Source organism: Neolewinella lacunae, from assembly GCF_014349155.1.
GTDB classification, from domain to species: domain Bacteria; phylum Bacteroidota; class Bacteroidia; order Chitinophagales; family Saprospiraceae; genus Neolewinella; species Neolewinella lacunae.
On sequence record NZ_JACSIT010000148.1, the window covers coordinates 11,585 to 26,620 of the forward strand.

The window sequence follows — 15,036 nt, forward strand, 5'->3', positions numbered from 1 at the left end:
TCTACATTTAAATTTAGCATTCCCTAAATTTTTTTCCTCTTCGTCACATATAATTATATAGTAAAATACTTCATCTGTTTCGTTAATTACTACGATTCTATGGGACTTTTCGTAATGACATTGCAATAAAGTAACCATAATTACTAAGCAGGATGCATATACAAGATTATGTTTTGTTTTCATGCTATTTTTGAGATTAAACAAATGTAAGAAGGCGTGGGCTGATTCTGGCTCTACTTTTTTTTTATATTTAAAGTGCTTAGGAATGATGAAAATGCAATAACAACATTTAAAATGGCCAGTCATTTCATTGTTAAAATTATCATTTAATAGGCTTGCGGCATATTTTGAAATGGGCTTAAAGTTTGAATTTTTTTCGCCATTTATTATGGTGTTATTAATCCTCGACTACTGTACCAATATGATCGTAACAAAATTTGGTGCTTTAAACTCAATGGAGCTGCCGGAAAAGATATTCTAGTTCCAAAATGTTTATTTGCAAGGTGGCTCGCCCAAGTTTCCGTCCAATTGGACATATGGGAATTAGTGGTATGGTAGCTGTAAACACTTGTCGGAGCGATGACTTCATAATATGCCTTTAATCCATATTCTCTTGCCTGTAGTATATGGCCAAATTCGTGTTGAAATAAATCATAACTTAATCGTTTACTGTAAGAGCCGTCACCCAAAAAGATACTACCGCTACCAAACGGACCGGGGAAAGTAGCACCAGAGGAGTTAGTACCAGATCCCAAAACAGAACTCTCGTATATACTTACTCCATCGTAATTACCTACATATTTCCCAGTAATATCCGCAATATCAAGAGCTCCATAACCTCCACGAGCCGCCATTTCAGAAGTGACTCTCTTTGTTCCATTCCACCAGTTTGCTCCAGCTTTATTTGCCTTAATTCCTCCGGAAATGCCTCCTGATATTCCACCGTATAAAGCTCCTGAAATCCCTGTACTGACACCGCTTTTGAGTGCCTCTCCGATATTACCCCCATTGCTTAGTTTGTTGCCAAAACCTGAAACAAAACCGCCAGCAAGGCCACCACCTGCTCCTGATAGTGCCCCAGAGATGAACCCAGCACTTGATACCCCACTTGTTCCTAAAAAACCTCCTCCAAAACTTCCACCCGCCAAAGAGGCACTTATTCCAGAGGCAACACCTGCGCCAACGGCTCCCGAAAATGCACCAATAGCTAAACTTCCAACAAAATCTCCAAATGAGTTAATATTACGTTGCATGCTTTGAGAAGCAACATTTACAAATGCACCAATAGCTGCCGCAACACAAAGAGGACAATCACCTGCCGGGTCATTATGAAACATAGGAGAATTGTACATTGAGTTGTACGGCGAATTCCTAAAATCATGTTCCGCCTTAGGATCCACAGACCACCATCGCCCCACCACCGGGTCCAGTGTCCGGTAAGTGGCCATATTGACGTTCAGCCCAAAATCATTGACGTGCTCAATGCCGTTGTATTGGTAGGCAGTTTTGGTGCCTGGTACGGTGCCTTGCCAGGGGCCGCCTGACAGGGTAAAGCCCTTTGGATGACCACCACCACTTTCGGCCCAGAAAACCCGCAAACAGACCGCCTCCTCCACCCCAGCATTCGGCTCGCATCCCAATGGGAGACCACAAGCGATCAGCAGTAAAAGCAGAAGACGGAGCGAGGCCATATAACGAAGATAACGCTTTGGAGGGCGGAGCGTGTGTGGATACCAAGGTAAAATCCGAGACAAACGACCCAACTGCACAATCGGCGACCAATGAGCATGACTTGTAGCGGTGAATGCAATAGCGGCTGGTTCCCCCTCCCCCCGCTCTTCTCTTAGGGAGCCAAAGCTTGCACCTGCGGCCGCGCCCAAAAGGGACATCGGGGGAAAGAAGTCGGGCAAAAGCCCAACGCTACAGCCCAACACTACCACACAATAAGTAAACCTTAACGCCCCCCGTACACCCCACGTCGTCTTTGTAGCGTTCCTTTGTGGTTACCTACAAATAATGTCCCCATGCGTAAGCTTACTGCTACCCTGTTGCTGCTGCTGGCAGCCCTCCTGTTTACCCTCCCCGCCCACGCCCAGTTTGGCAAGACCCTGGGCAAGCTCAAGACCCAGGCCGACGAAGTGCTCGGCGGCAAAGGCCCCCTCTCCGAAGAAGCGATTGGCGAAGGCCTCAAAGAAGCCCTCAACCAGGGCGTTGATAAAGCCGTGTCGTCCCTGTCAGCGGTAGACGGCTACCTGGAAAGCCCCTACAAGATTTTGTTGCCCGAGGAGGCGCAGTCGGTCGTCAGCCGCGTCAGCGCCCTGCCCGGCTTCGGCAACGTGGAGAAAGACCTGACCGAACGGATCAACCGCGCCGCCGAACTGGCCGCCACGAAGGCTGGCCCCATCTTCGTCGACGCCATCAAGGGACTGACCATCAAGGACGCCATGAACCTCCTGATGGGCAACCAGGATGCCGCCACCCGCTACCTCGAAGGCAACACCTCCGCGCCACTGGCCGCCGAGTTCCAGCCCGTCATCCGCACGGCCCTCGATGAGGTGAACGCCAACGAGATCTGGAACAAGGTGGTAACGGCCTATAATAAACTGCCGCTGGTGAAGAAAACGAACCCCGAGCTGGACGCCTACGTTACCCAGCGCGCTTTAGAAGGAATGTTCGGTTTGATCGAAGTAAAGGAAAGCGAATTGCGTCAAAACCCCGCTTTGCGAAATACTGATCTGTTAAAGCGGGTTTTTGCACGGCAGGACAAGTGATGCCCTGCCACTAAAGATTTGAGGCTGAACAAATTAGTACAAAAGACTTAACAATGGCTTAACATTGGCTATCGAAAAGTGATGGACCTTTGCGGCGAATTTTAGCCGTATCGGCTTAATCAACTCAAGCAAATTGTTTCCATTATGAAGTTACGATTACTAGTTTCAAGCTTCCTTGTGTTGCTGGGGATGGCCCTCAGTGCACAGATCACGACCAGTAGCATCAGTGGTCGGGTAGCAGACGCCAGCGGTGTAGAACTGCCCGGTGCCACGGTAATGGCAGTGCACACCCCCACGGGTAGCGAGTACGGCACGGTGACCAACAACGAAGGCACCTACACGATCCAGGGCATGAGAATCGGTGGCCCCTACACCGTTAAGGTTACCTTCATCGGCTTCGAAGAAAGCGTCCAAGACGGGATTTTCCTGACCTTGGGTGGCCAATCTTTGATCGACTTCACCCTCAGCGATGGTTCCGTAGTGCTGGAGGACGTGGTCGTTTCGGCCAACCGCGACAGCGAGTTCAACGATTCCAAGACGGGTTCTTCCATCAAGATCAACTCCGAAAAGATCCAGGCGCTGCCAACGATCAACCGGAGCATCAACGACTACACGCGCCTCACGCCCCAGTCCAACGGTACTTCCTTCGCCGGAACGAGCTCACGCTTCAACAACTACACGATTGACGGCAACATTTACAACAACAACTTCGGCCTCGGTACCGGTCAGTTTGCCGGTGGCAACCCGATCTCCATCGACGCCATCGAAGCGGTTAGCGTAAACTTGGCACCTTACGACGTGCGCTACTCCGGTTTCACCGGTGCTGCCGTTAACGCCGTAACGAAATCCGGTACCAACACCTTCAAAGGCTCTGCCTACTACCTGATCCGCAACGACCAGATGCAAGGTACGCGCGCCGGTGAGCTTTCCGTCGACGCTGGCAGCTCTAAGAACGAGATCTACGGTGCAACGATTGGTGGCCCGATCATCAAGAACAAACTCTTCTTCTTTGCTTCCTACGAGAAGGAAAAAGAGGCCGTTCCTTCTTTCCTCAAGCGGGCTGCCCGCGAAGGCGAGACCCCCGATGGTCTGATCATCTCCCGCGTACCCCTCTCTGAGGCCAACTTCGTACGTGATCGTATCCAGGAACTCTACGGCTACGACACGGGTGCCCCCGACGGTTACCAGTTTGCTTCCGAGCAGGAGCGCATCAACGCCCGCCTAGACTTCAACATCAGCGCCAAGCACAAACTGACGGCCCGTTTCAACGATTACTCTTCGTTTGCGGATATCCCCACCAACGGCAACTCCATCCGCTACATCTCTACCCGCTTCCGGAATACCGACCGGACGGGCATCGAGAACATCAACTTCCGCAACAACAACTACACGAACGACCGTCGGGTAACGTCTTACGTTGCAGAACTGAACTCCCTGCTGAGCAACACGGTTTCTAACCAGTTCAATATTGGTTACACCAAGATCGCTGACCCCCGCCGTGGCATCCCCGGTGGCCAGGAATTCCCGATGATCGAAGTGCTCGAGCCAGATGCTTCCGGTAACCTCCTGTACTATATGACGCTGGGTAACGAGCTCTTCTCCGTTGGTAACCTGTTGGAGAACAACGTGTTCAACATCACCAACAACACGACCTTCTACATGGACAAGCACACGGTGACGGCCGGCATCAACTTCGAGTCGATGAGCTTCTTCAACGCGTTCAACCCCGTGTTCAATGGCTTCTACCGCTTCAACTCCTATGACAATTTCGTAGAAGCAGTCATCAACCGGAACCCCAACGTGTTCCCCGATGCCTTTGCTAAGGGTTACGCCCTCGACGGTACGAACAACCTGCCCGTGGATGAGACCAACTTCGGACAAGTCGGTATTTACCTCCAGGATGAGTTCCAGGTAAACGAGCGCCTGAAAGTAACCGGTGGTATTCGCGTAGATCTTCCCTTCTACCCCATCGATATCCCCTCCAACAATGCCCTTGACTCCCTTAACAAGGAGTTCACGGATGCTGACGGCAATACCTTCACGCCCGATGTAGCCACTTTCCCCAAAGTTACCCCCCTGATCTCCCCCCGCATTGGTTTCAACTTCGACGTTGCTGGCGACCGCAGTACCGTTCTCCGCGGTGGTACCGGTATCTTCACCGGCCGCATTCCTTTCGTATGGTTATCTAACCAGGTCAACGGCTCCGGTGTAATCCGTGGTGGAGATGGCTTCGAGGGCCAAGAGGTCGTCGACGCAGGCATCATCTTCAATCCCGACGTAACGGCCTACAACCCGCCCGCCGAGCTACTGTCCTCTGCACTTCCCGATGATTTGAACCTGACCGACCGCAACTTCAAGTTGCCCCAGGTATGGCGTACCAACCTGGCAGTAGACCAGCAGTTGCCCCTCGGCATTCAGGGTACCCTGGAATTCATCTACAACCGCGACGTGCAAACGCCGATCGCTTACAACGCAGTAGTGCGTGAGCCCGATGGTTTCTTCTCTGGCCCCGATACCCGTGGCTACCGCAACGGCACCAACTACAGCAACGACCCCGACTTCCGCAACGTGTTCTACCTGACCAACGCCGAGCGCAAGGCAGATTACTACTCGATCACCGCCCAGCTTTCCAAGCAGTTCAGCAACGGTTTCTTCGCTTTCGTAGCCTACACCCGTTCACGCGCCCGCGACCTCGACGCCGCTGGTGGTTCACAAGCTGTATCTCTCTGGCCTGCAACCGTTCAGGAAGACCGCAACGACCCCGAACTGAGCTTCGCCGGTTTCGACCAGCCCAACCGCGTGGTGGCTAACCTCAGCTACCAAATGGGTGGTACGACCCTCGGTCTGTTCTACGACGGTGGTAACGCCTTCCGCTACTCCTACACCTACTCCGGCAACTTCGGTGACGCTTCTAACCGCCTGATCTACGTACCCGAAGACGCCAGCGAACTCCAGTTCCAGGAATTCACGGTTGGTGGCGAAACCATCACCGCAGCGATGCAGGCCGACATCCTCGATGCCTACATCGACCAGGACGACTACCTGAGCGGCATCCGTGGTCAGATCGCGGAGCGCAACGGTGCCGTTGCCCCCTGGGTACACCGCTTCGACCTTCGCATTGCCCAGGAACTCAACCTGGTAAAAGGCAGCAGCCACCGCATCCAACTGACGCTGGACTTCCTCAACATCGGCAACCTGTTCAACAGCGAGTGGGGTGTTACGCAAGTGCCTTTCCAGCAAAACCTGCTGAACTACCGTGGTGTTGGCGACAACAACCAGCCGCTCTACCGCATCAACACGATCCCCGGCACCTCCGACTTCCCCACCGAAACCTACCGCTTTACCAGCGACGTTCTCGGTAGCGCATGGCGCCTGCAGACCGGCATCCGCTACATCTTCTAGTAGCCGCCAAACGACCGAGCGAGGCTTTCCCGCCAAACTCAGTTGAATGATCAAAAAAGCCCCCCGTGCCAGTGTGTACGGGGGGCTTTTTGTTTGGGCGCGGCCGCAGGTGCCAGGGAAGTAATGAGCGAGCAGAGCTTCTAATGAGTGAATGAGTGACCGCCGTAGGCAGCAGCGCAGCTAATGAGTGAATAGCTACCGCACGAGATAGGCGAGACAGATTTTGTGACACCCTCAAGCTTTCGCCAACGCCCCTCGCCTATCTCGTGGGGTAGCCTGTCACGTGGGGCAGCCTGTCACGGTAGCCTATCTAGTGCGGTAGCCTGTCACGTGCAGTAGCCTGTCACGTGCGGTAGCCTGTCACGTGCAGTAGCCTGTCACGTGCAGTAGCCTGTCACGTGCAGTAGCCTGTCACGTGCGGTAGCCTGTCACGGGCGGTAGCCTGTCACGTGCGGTAGCCCATTCACTCATTCACGCAATCACTCATTCACTCATTAACCACTTCCGCTCCGTCACCAAAGGCGGCCACTCCATCTTCAATCCTTCGAGGGCGTTGACGACGATTTCGGACATGAGGTAATCGCGGTACCAGCGGTCGTCTACCGGAATTACGTGCCAGGGGACGGTGCTGCGGTTGAGCACGTCGTGGTAAGCGGCCCGGTACTCGTCCCAGTGGTCGCGCTCCTCCCAGTCGCCATCGTTGTGCTTGTAGTGCTTTTCCCGGTCGGTAATGCGCTCCATCAGTTCCTGCTCCTGCTGTTCCTTGCTGTTGTGCAGATAAAACTTCAGGACCAGGGTGCCCGCATCGTTGATCAGTAATTCTTCAAAGGCGTTGATGCTGGCAAAACGGCGGTCTACTTGCGCTTCGTCGATCCAGCCGTGGACCCGCTGGATGAGTACATCCTCGTAGTGGCTGCGGTTAAATACGACGATCTCTCCCTTGGCCGGAACCTCCTTGTGGATGCGCCACAGGAAATCGTGGGCGAACTCCATTGGCGTGGGCTTTTTAAAGCTTACCACCCGGAAGCCAAACTGGGCGCAGGCCCCGAAGACGTTGCGCAGGGCACCGTCTTTACCACTCGCGTCCATGCCCTGCAAAAGAATCAATACCCCGTGGCGGTTTTCCGCCACCAACTGCTGGTGGAGCTCGGCAATGCGCTCGGCCCGCTTGCGGGATATTTTGCGGGCTTCGTCTTTGTCCAGGCCTTCGGGGGCGCGGGTGGAAATGGTCGAAAGATCGATCAGGGACATACAGTGGGGTCGTTTTTAGTGGTCCGGTAAAGTCCGGAGCGGGGCCTAAGGTAAAAAGTATGGGGGATTTGGACTGCCGACACCTCCGATGAGCCCCCGCCCCGCCAAAATCATTCAAATCACTAATCTCCTCCCGGGCGGGACGGGGTACGCATCGGAGGAGCGGCTTACCTGAGGAAAACTTTGTAATCCTTTGGCTACGCGTTCACTCCTCCGATGTGTACCCCAAGCTGCCGCAGAAAGCAGCTTGGGGGCTCATCGGAGGTGTTGAACGCGTAGCAGCACGGGGCTCATCGGAGGTGTTGAACGCGCAGCAATCTGGGAGCTTTGAACGCGCAGACAGGCGAAGCCCCCACCCAACCCTTTCCCCTCTCAAAGCATTTCTACATTGTCCTTTCCGCTTTCAATCCCATGCTCTTTCTCCTCACCCTCAAGCTGTTGCATTTTCTGAGGCAGCGCTGCCGCTCCCGCAAATCGGCGGGCTCTACGGGGGCTTGAGAGCCGACACATCCGGAGGAGCGGCCTACCCTACTCCACCCGCAAAATATACGCCGTATTCACTTGCAGCGGCAGGGTCTTGCTTTCGGTCGAGTACTCCTTGCCGGTGAGCACATCGCGCAGGGTAGCGCCCGCAGGAAGTATTTCTTCGTAGATGGAGAGATCAAGGCTGAGCCCTTCGGTGCCTTTGTTGAGTACCACCATCACTTTTTCGTCGTCCGTGTAGCGGAAGTAAACGTAGGAACCGTTGTTGGGGGCAAACTGCATAAGTTTCCCGTCGTGGATAACTTTCGCGCTTTTCCGCCAACGGAGCAAAGACCGCAGGTAATCCTTCGCCGCCCGCTGCTCCGCACTGAGCCCCGCGCCGGTGAAGCCATTGACTTTATCCCCCGCCCAGCCGCCGGGGAAATCCGTGCGGATGATGCCGTGGTCTCCCGGTGCCGCGCTGTTCTCCATCAGGATTTCCGTGCCGTAATACAGTTGCGGCGTTCCCCGCGTCGTGAGGGTGTAAGCCATCGCCAGGCGGAACAGGGCCGGATCTTCCCCCAGCTGGGTGTAGATGCGGTCCATATCGTGGTTGTCCGGAAAAACGACCAGGGCGTCGTGATCGGCGTAGAGGAAGTCTAGGGCCAGGGTTTCGTAAAGTTTGATCCAGCCGGTTGACCAGGTCTCTTTTTCGGTCAAGGCCAGTTTCAGGGCGTCCTGCAGCGGAAAATCCATCAGGCTGGGCAGGCAACTCGTGTAGCCGTCGTGGTTGTCTTTGCCCGCTTGCCAGTAGGAAACGATGGCGGGCTGGGTAGACCATTCTTCCCCGACGATACTGAAGTTGGGGTATTCGCGCAAAACGGCGCAAGTCCACTCCGCCATAAAATCTTTGTCAGGATAAGGGTAGGTATCCATCCGGATGCCCGCCAGGCCGGCGTATTCAATCCACCAGATAGAATTCTGGATGAGGTAATCGGCCAACAGGCGATTGCGCTGGTTTAGGTCGGGCATGGTCCGCACGAACCAACCGTCGCTGAAGGCCCGGCGGTCGAATTCCGAAGCATGGACATCCTGCACCGTCGTCCGCCGGTGGTTGGTATTGACGTATTTGCCGCCGTAATTGACCCAGTCTTCACTCGGGGGGTCAACGACGAACCAGTGGTTGGAACCGCTGTGGTTGAGGATCATATCCATGATCACTTTGACGTCCTTTGCACCTGCGGCCGCGCAAAAATCCCGGTATGCGGCGTTGCTGCCAAAACGGGGATCGACGCGGTAAAAATCGGTCGTCGAATAGCCGTGGTAGGAGTACTGGTCCATGTCATTTTCGAGCACGGGGTTGATCCAGATCGCGGTGATGCCCAGGTCGGTGAGGTAATCGAGGCGTTGTTGCATCCCGGCGATGTCCCCACCGTGGCGTCCACCGGGGAAGTTCCGCTTCGGCATTTCTATGAGGCTGGCCACGGCGTCATTTTCCGGGTCGCCGTTCGCAAAACGGTCGGGCGTAATCAGGTAGAGGACATCGGAATTATTAAATCCCTGGACCCCGGCAGCGCCGTCACGGCGGGCCTGGAGGGTATAGCTGTGGCGTAATACCTCACGATCCTGGTCGCGAAAAACAATGGGGAAAGTGCCCGGCGAAGCATCGGCGGCCACGTTGAGGTAAAGAAACAGGTAGTTGGCGTTGGGCGGGCAGACGGTGCGCAGCAAGGTCACGCCGGGGTGATTGATCTCCGCGCGCAGGTGACCGATGTCTTTGCCGTAAACGAGGAGTTGCAGCTCCGTTTGCTCAAAACCTACCCACCAATCGGGCGGCTCCACGCGCGAAATTTCCTGGGCGCGGACGCAGGTGCAGAGAAAAAGAACAAGGAGCAAAGTCAGTAAACGCATGAGGACAGAAAGTTAAACTGGGGAAATTAAAAGGCCATTTGCCCCAGGCCAAAGACACAAGAATCCTTATTCTTCGTAGGGCCGGGCGCCGGTACTGCGGACGTTCACCAGTTTTTTCAGCAAATCAAACCAGAACGGCGCGCCCATGCTGACGGCCAGCGCCGTGAGGATGAAACCCAGCAGCTTGGAGATCAACTCGTAGGTCGTCAGGGCCCGCAGGTCCACGCCCTCCCAGCCGAGGCCGAGGGGCCGCCGGATGTCGGCAATCTCGTTGTTTAGCAAACCCTTGAGCTCTTCCAGGGAAGTCCGGAAGTCTTTGTCGGCAATCCTTTCTTCGGCGGCGTAGCCGTAGGTGGTCGGGGCGGGCGTTGGCACCTGGCCCGTCGGCGGTGCATTGGCTGCCCGGCTGGTGTCGAATGGGTTGATCGGCACCTGATTACCAAAGCTGGGGCCGGCCTCCGGGGTGCTGCCGGGCGTCGTCGCGGGAGGATTTGGATTTGGCGGCGGGGCGGTCGAGGGCACTGGGCTCCCTACCCGTTCGCGGGCTACGACGTATTGCTCAGCGGCCGTAACGAGCTGGGCCAGCGTCTCCGGATCCTGCGAAAGCCGGTCGTACAGCGCCAGCGTATCGGCATTGAATACCAGGGCGATGCCGAGGCCCATGAAAAGCAGGATTTTCTGCGTGTAGCGCTTGTACCAGCCTCCGGCGCGGTCCATTACACTATTGTACCAGTTTTGTATTTCGAGGCGGAACAGGTCGAGCTGCCCGTTGCTTTCGCGGTAGAGCTGGTTGAGGACGTTGCGCAGGTCTGCGTCGGGCAGGGCATTGATGCGGGTGGGCAGGTTGGCGTAGTCATCCCCCTTCAGGACCACGTCGAGGAGGATGCTCTGGAAAGTTTCCGCATTCATATAGCTGGGCGCCGCAAATCCCTTGCCCTCCCGCCCGTACTGCTGGGTCAGGTGGCGGTAGAGGCTGTTGCGCTGGAATTCGTCGACCAAAATCTCGTGGGGGTCCGAGCGGGCCAGCATGTTGCGCAGGGCCTTGGTAAGGTTGCGGCCACGCAGGCTGAACATGGACGACAACAGTTCCATCATGGTGGTCGCCAGTAGGCTGAGCAGAAGCAGCACGAAGATGATGCCGATGACAACGGTGAGGATTTGCATTGGGCGAAGATAAGCCCTGGTCAGGACTTTTGTCATCCAGTCCGTTTGCGTTGTTTGGGCGCGGTCGCAGGTGCAGCGCATGGGATAAATGAGCAAAGTTGGGCGACGCGAGGCAGCGGGTCGGACTCCCGGAAAATCCCGGCGGAGCGGGTAGTTTGGGTAGGGACAGCTTCCGCCGGGCTTTACGGAACGGGGATGGGGGGGTACGGTCTCCTCCCCTGCTCCATCGTCTTTTCCCTAGCACCTGCGTCCGCGCCCGCTACTTTCTTTCTTTCTGTGCACCGGGGCGCTTAGGCCATTTGTCCCGGTTGGCTATCTTTGCGGACCAAACGAAAAAACTTCCCATGGGACGCGCATTTGAATACCGCAAAGCGGCGAAAATGAAACGCTGGGCCGGCATGGCCAAGGCCTTCACCAAAGTAGGACGCGAGATCAACATCGCCATCCGCGAAGGGGGCGCTGACCCCGACTACAACCCCCGGCTGCGCCTGGCCATCAACAACGCCAAGGCAGTCAACATGCCCAAGGCCAACGTTGATGCCGCCATCAAACGGGCCACTGACAAAGACACCTCCAACTACGAAGAAGTCACCTTCGAGGGCTACGGCCCGCACGGCATTGCCGTCTTCGTGGAAGCGACCACCGACAACAACAACCGCACGGTGGCCAACATCCGCCACGCCTTCAGCAAATACGGTGGCAGCCTGGGCGTCAATGGGTCAGTAGACTATATGTTTGAGCGCAAGGGGCAGTTCATCGTCAAAGCCGAAGACCTGGCGGGCAAAGACCTCGAGAGCCTGGAATTTGAACTCATCGACGTGGGCCTGGACAGCATGGAAGCCGACGAGGAGGAAGTGATCTTCTACACCTCCTTCGAAGATTTTGCCGCCTTCGGGCCCGCCATGGAACGCCTCGGCATCAAGGTGTCTAAGGCCGAACTCGTCCGCATCCCTTCCCACACCAAAAAGCTCTCCGACTCAGAGGTGGAAGACTTCCTCAAGCTGATCGATAAGCTCGAAGAGGACGACGACGTAGCCAACGTCTTCCACACCATGGACGAGAGCGAGTAAAGTCCCACCGGGCGGGGATTCCCCTGCCACAAGCCCCGCCGCCGCCATGCTTCCCCACCTTGCCGCCTACTTTGCCAGCCGCCAGCTCGATGCCAGCAGCTTCCCCTATCGCCTCTTTTCCCCGGGCCGCATCAACCTGATCGGGGAGCACACGGACTACACCGGAGGCTACGTGATGCCCGCCGCTATCGATAAGGGCATCTACTTCTACGCCCGGCCGATTGCCGAACCCGTACTGCGCCTCTACGCCGCAGATTTGCAGGAAAATGCGGTACTGGACTTGCCCGTCCGGGGTAAGTCAGGCCAGCTCTGGGCCGATTATCTGGCCGGGATCGTCGATCAGTTTCAGCAGCTGGGTTACGTAGTGCCTGGCCTGGAAATCATCTTCGGCGGAGACGTTCCCCGGGGCTCGGGGATGAGCAGTTCGGCGGCCCTGGAAGGGGGCATGGCTTTCCTGCTGAACGCCGTGGTGGAGGCGGAATTGAGTCGTCCGGCTCTGGCCCAACTCGCACAGCGGAGCAGCAATACCTTCATCGGCGTGCCTACGGGGATCATGGACCAATTCGCCAGCCTGAACGGCAGTGCGCAGGGGCCAATCTTGCTGCAATGTGCCACCCTGGACTTTCACCCCATCAATGCTACTTTGCCGGGTTATTCCTGGCTGCTGGTCAATTCGCTGGTCACCCACGAACTGGGAAGCAGCCAGTACCCCATCCGGGTGGCCGAGTGCGCCCGGGCCCTGGCGGCCTTGCAAAGCATTTACCCTGGGCTGGACAACCTGAGTGCGGCAACCCTGCCCCAGTTGGATGCCGTGGCCGACACCCTGGACGCCGTAGCTTTCCGCCGGGCCTACTACGTCATCAGCGAAAACGCACGCGTTCACCGGATGGCCCAGGCCTTGGCCGAAGGCGAAGTAGCCCGCGCCGGCACCCTCCTGAACGCTACCCACGCGGGCCTGCGCGATGATTACGCGGTCTCTTGCGAAGAAATCGATTTTCTCCATTACCAGGCCACCGAAGTGTTTCAGGGAGGCCACGTCGCCGGTGCCCGCATCATGGGCGGCGGTTTTGGCGGCTGTACCATCAACCTGGTTCGCACCAGCGACGTGCCCGCCCTGCAAGCCTTCCTGGCCGAGGCTTACCAGGACGCTTACCACATCACTCCGGAGTTTTATCCGGTGCAGATTGGGCCCGGGACGCGGTGGATGAGTGAATGCGTGAGCACGAAGTACTGCGCAGCAAATGAGTGAATAGGCTACCGCGAGGGACAGAACCAGACCTTTATTCCTTTTGCCTTTACTCCTTTCCGCCCTTACTCCTGGGCCACCAATAAGTCCCCAATACCGCCAAACCAACGAGGCTGAGGAACAACCACCAGGGAAAAGTACCTGAGGCATTCCGCGCAGATTCTTCGATGACGAGGAGTTGATTTACGGGCTGGTTTGTCAGCAACTGCTGTTTGCCGCCCGCCCAGGTGACGAGGACGGAATCGACCGTAGTGACGTCCCCCAAGCCAAAGTGGGCGATGGTAGAGTTCTGAGAGAGGTGGCTGGAGCCCCCGCCGTCGATTTCCCGGATCATTTGCCGGCCCTGGCTGAAGACCGTGACGCGGCTGCCGATGCCGTTCTTTTCGGCTTTGAGCCCGCGGAGGGCGACTTTCAGCCACTTTCCCCTTGCTCCATCGTTGCGGAACAGCCGGGTGACGGAAGCGACGGGGTAATTGGGCAATACCGGTTCCTGGGCGACGACGAGCAGATCCAGATCGCCGTCGTTTTCTAGGTCGAAAGCAACGGAGCCCCGGCCGATGCCGTAGTCCCCCACCCCATTCAACTTGCCGATTTCCCGGAAAGTGTTGCCGTCGTTTTCGAAGTAAAAATTGGCCATCGGGACGCAGTTGGGGTTTAAGTCGCCGTTGCTGACGAAAAGGTCGAGGTCTCCGTCGTGGTCGTAGTCTCCCCAGTTGGCGCCCCAGCTGATGGAAACGTAGTGCATGTTCATTTCCTTGGTCAGGTTAACGAAGGGTTTGCCGGGGCCCTGGCTGACCATGAAGCGGTTGAAGCGGATATTGGTAACGTAATAATCGAGATAACCGTCTTGGTTATAGTCCCCGGCAGCGGAGCCCATGGCGTTGATTTTCAGGTCGAGGGCGTAATCCTCCTCCACGTAGTTGAATTTTTTCCGGGGGGAGCGGTTTTCCAGTACGTAGCTGGGCGTTGCCTTGTAGCCGAAGTCGTTATTGACGATCAGGTCCTGGTCGCCGTCGTTGTCAAAGTCCGTGAAAAGTCCCCCGAACCCAAAGCCGCGGTGTCGGAGGCCGTAGTCTTCGTACACATTCGTGAACCTGGTGCCTTGATCGTTGCGCAACAAATAGTCGTAGGCCGTTTGGTTGGCTCCCACAATGGTCGCGTCGGAGATGACGCTGAGCTTCCCTTCGTAGCCAATAAAGTAATTGCCCACGTAGAGATCGGGCCAGCCATCGGCGTTAAAATCCCCGAAACTCCCGCCCGTACTAAAGGAATAGAGTGGCCCGAGGCCAAATTCATCGGTAGCGTCGGCAAAAGTGCCGTCCCCCTGGTTCAGGAACAACAAGTTCTTGGCACGGGGAATGGTCCGGGCACTGTCCCGCGCCGTAATCGTGGTGATGAAGAGATCGACGTAGCCATCGCGATTTACGTCAGCACCGCTCACCCCCTGGGTAACGAAGCGCCTGGTGAGTTCCAGCCCGGAGCCTTCGAAGACGTTGGTCATGGTTCCGTCGCCGTTGTTGCGCAACAGTTGATCATCAGCCGTCCCGCCGGTAAGGTACACGTCCTCGAAGCCGTCGAGGTTGTAGTCCAGCACACAAGCTCCGCCACCGAACATCCCCTCCAGCACGCGAAACTGATGTTGAATGCCTGCCGAATCCGTTACGTCGGTGAAGGGTGTCGGGCTTTGGCCAAGGAGTGCGCCGCTGGCCAGCAATCCCAAAAAAAATGAGCTTTTGCGCATAATAAGCGGTATTGTTTA

At 56.3% G+C, this 15,036-nt stretch carries 9 protein-coding genes; 4 read left to right on the forward strand and 5 right to left on the reverse strand.

The genetic code is table 11. The features are described from left to right. Positions 1-386 precede the first annotated feature (386 nt). On the reverse strand, positions 387-1,691 hold the full coding sequence (locus H9S92_RS17930; RefSeq protein WP_187468077.1) for a zinc metalloprotease: 1,305 nt from the start codon (positions 1,689-1,691) through the stop codon (positions 387-389). A 333-nt stretch (positions 1,692-2,024) separates the two neighbouring features. On the opposite strand from H9S92_RS17930, the gene H9S92_RS17935 reads away from it, so the two are divergent. Together H9S92_RS17935 and H9S92_RS17940 are read left to right on the forward strand one after the other, a co-directional pair. After that, positions 2,025-2,771, forward strand: a complete 747-nt coding sequence (locus H9S92_RS17935; RefSeq protein WP_187468078.1) for a DUF4197 domain-containing protein — start codon at positions 2,025-2,027, stop codon at positions 2,769-2,771. Between the two features lie 144 nt (positions 2,772-2,915). Further along, positions 2,916-6,173, forward strand: a complete 3,258-nt coding sequence (locus tag H9S92_RS17940; protein WP_187468079.1) for a TonB-dependent receptor — start codon at positions 2,916-2,918, stop codon at positions 6,171-6,173. Between the two features lie 483 nt (positions 6,174-6,656). Here the strand turns inward: H9S92_RS17940 and H9S92_RS17945 are convergent, their stop codons facing one another. The 3 genes from H9S92_RS17945 to H9S92_RS17955 all read right to left on the reverse strand — a co-directional run bounded on the left by H9S92_RS17945 (position 6,657) and on the right by H9S92_RS17955 (position 10,961). After that, positions 6,657-7,424: a PPK2 family polyphosphate kinase gene (locus H9S92_RS17945; RefSeq protein ID WP_187468080.1), complete on the reverse strand. Its 768-nt coding sequence runs from the start codon at positions 7,422-7,424 to the stop codon at positions 6,657-6,659. A 528-nt stretch (positions 7,425-7,952) separates the two neighbouring features. Next, positions 7,953-9,797, reverse strand: a complete 1,845-nt coding sequence (locus tag H9S92_RS17950) for a glycoside hydrolase family 13 protein (RefSeq protein ID WP_187468081.1) — start codon at positions 9,795-9,797, stop codon at positions 7,953-7,955. A 66-nt stretch (positions 9,798-9,863) separates the two neighbouring features. Continuing rightward, positions 9,864-10,961 (reverse strand): hypothetical protein, encoded by a 1,098-nt coding sequence (locus H9S92_RS17955; protein WP_187468082.1) that lies wholly within the window; start codon positions 10,959-10,961, stop codon positions 9,864-9,866. Positions 10,962-11,305: 344 nt separating this feature from the next. Here H9S92_RS17955 and H9S92_RS17960 point away from each other — a divergent pair, with 344 nt between their 5' ends. Further along, positions 11,306-12,031 (forward strand): YebC/PmpR family DNA-binding transcriptional regulator, encoded by a 726-nt coding sequence (locus tag H9S92_RS17960; protein WP_187468083.1) that lies wholly within the window; start codon positions 11,306-11,308, stop codon positions 12,029-12,031. A 46-nt stretch (positions 12,032-12,077) separates the two neighbouring features. Beyond that, the gene (galK, locus tag H9S92_RS17965) at positions 12,078-13,280 is read left to right on the forward strand and encodes a galactokinase (protein WP_187468084.1); all 1,203 of its coding nucleotides are present in this window, start codon (positions 12,078-12,080) and stop codon (positions 13,278-13,280) included. A gap of 46 nt (positions 13,281-13,326) precedes the next feature. Here galK and H9S92_RS17970 read toward each other — a convergent pair whose 3' ends face one another. Continuing rightward, positions 13,327-15,018 (reverse strand): CRTAC1 family protein, encoded by a 1,692-nt coding sequence (locus H9S92_RS17970; RefSeq protein WP_187468085.1) that lies wholly within the window; start codon positions 15,016-15,018, stop codon positions 13,327-13,329. Between the last annotated feature and the right edge of the window lie 18 nt (positions 15,019-15,036).

Excerpts from the sequence above, each read along its gene's own strand:
- H9S92_RS17950 (WP_187468081.1), bottom strand. The coding sequence starts at position 9,797 with ATGCGTTTACTGACTTTGCTCCTTGTTCTTTTTCTCTGCACCTGCGTC.
- H9S92_RS17930 (WP_187468077.1), bottom strand. The coding sequence starts at position 1,691 with ATGGCCTCGCTCCGTCTTCTGCTTTTACTGCTGATCGCTTGTGGTCTC.
- H9S92_RS17940 (WP_187468079.1), top strand. The coding sequence starts at position 2,916 with ATGAAGTTACGATTACTAGTTTCAAGCTTCCTTGTGTTGCTGGGGATG.
- H9S92_RS17960 (WP_187468083.1), top strand. The coding sequence starts at position 11,306 with ATGGGACGCGCATTTGAATACCGCAAAGCGGCGAAAATGAAACGCTGG.
- H9S92_RS17935 (WP_187468078.1), top strand. The coding sequence starts at position 2,025 with ATGCGTAAGCTTACTGCTACCCTGTTGCTGCTGCTGGCAGCCCTCCTG.
- H9S92_RS17955 (WP_187468082.1), bottom strand. The coding sequence starts at position 10,961 with ATGCAAATCCTCACCGTTGTCATCGGCATCATCTTCGTGCTGCTTCTG.
- galK (WP_187468084.1), top strand. The coding sequence starts at position 12,078 with ATGCTTCCCCACCTTGCCGCCTACTTTGCCAGCCGCCAGCTCGATGCC.
- H9S92_RS17970 (WP_187468085.1), bottom strand. The coding sequence starts at position 15,018 with ATGCGCAAAAGCTCATTTTTTTTGGGATTGCTGGCCAGCGGCGCACTC.
- H9S92_RS17945 (WP_187468080.1), bottom strand. The coding sequence starts at position 7,424 with ATGTCCCTGATCGATCTTTCGACCATTTCCACCCGCGCCCCCGAAGGC.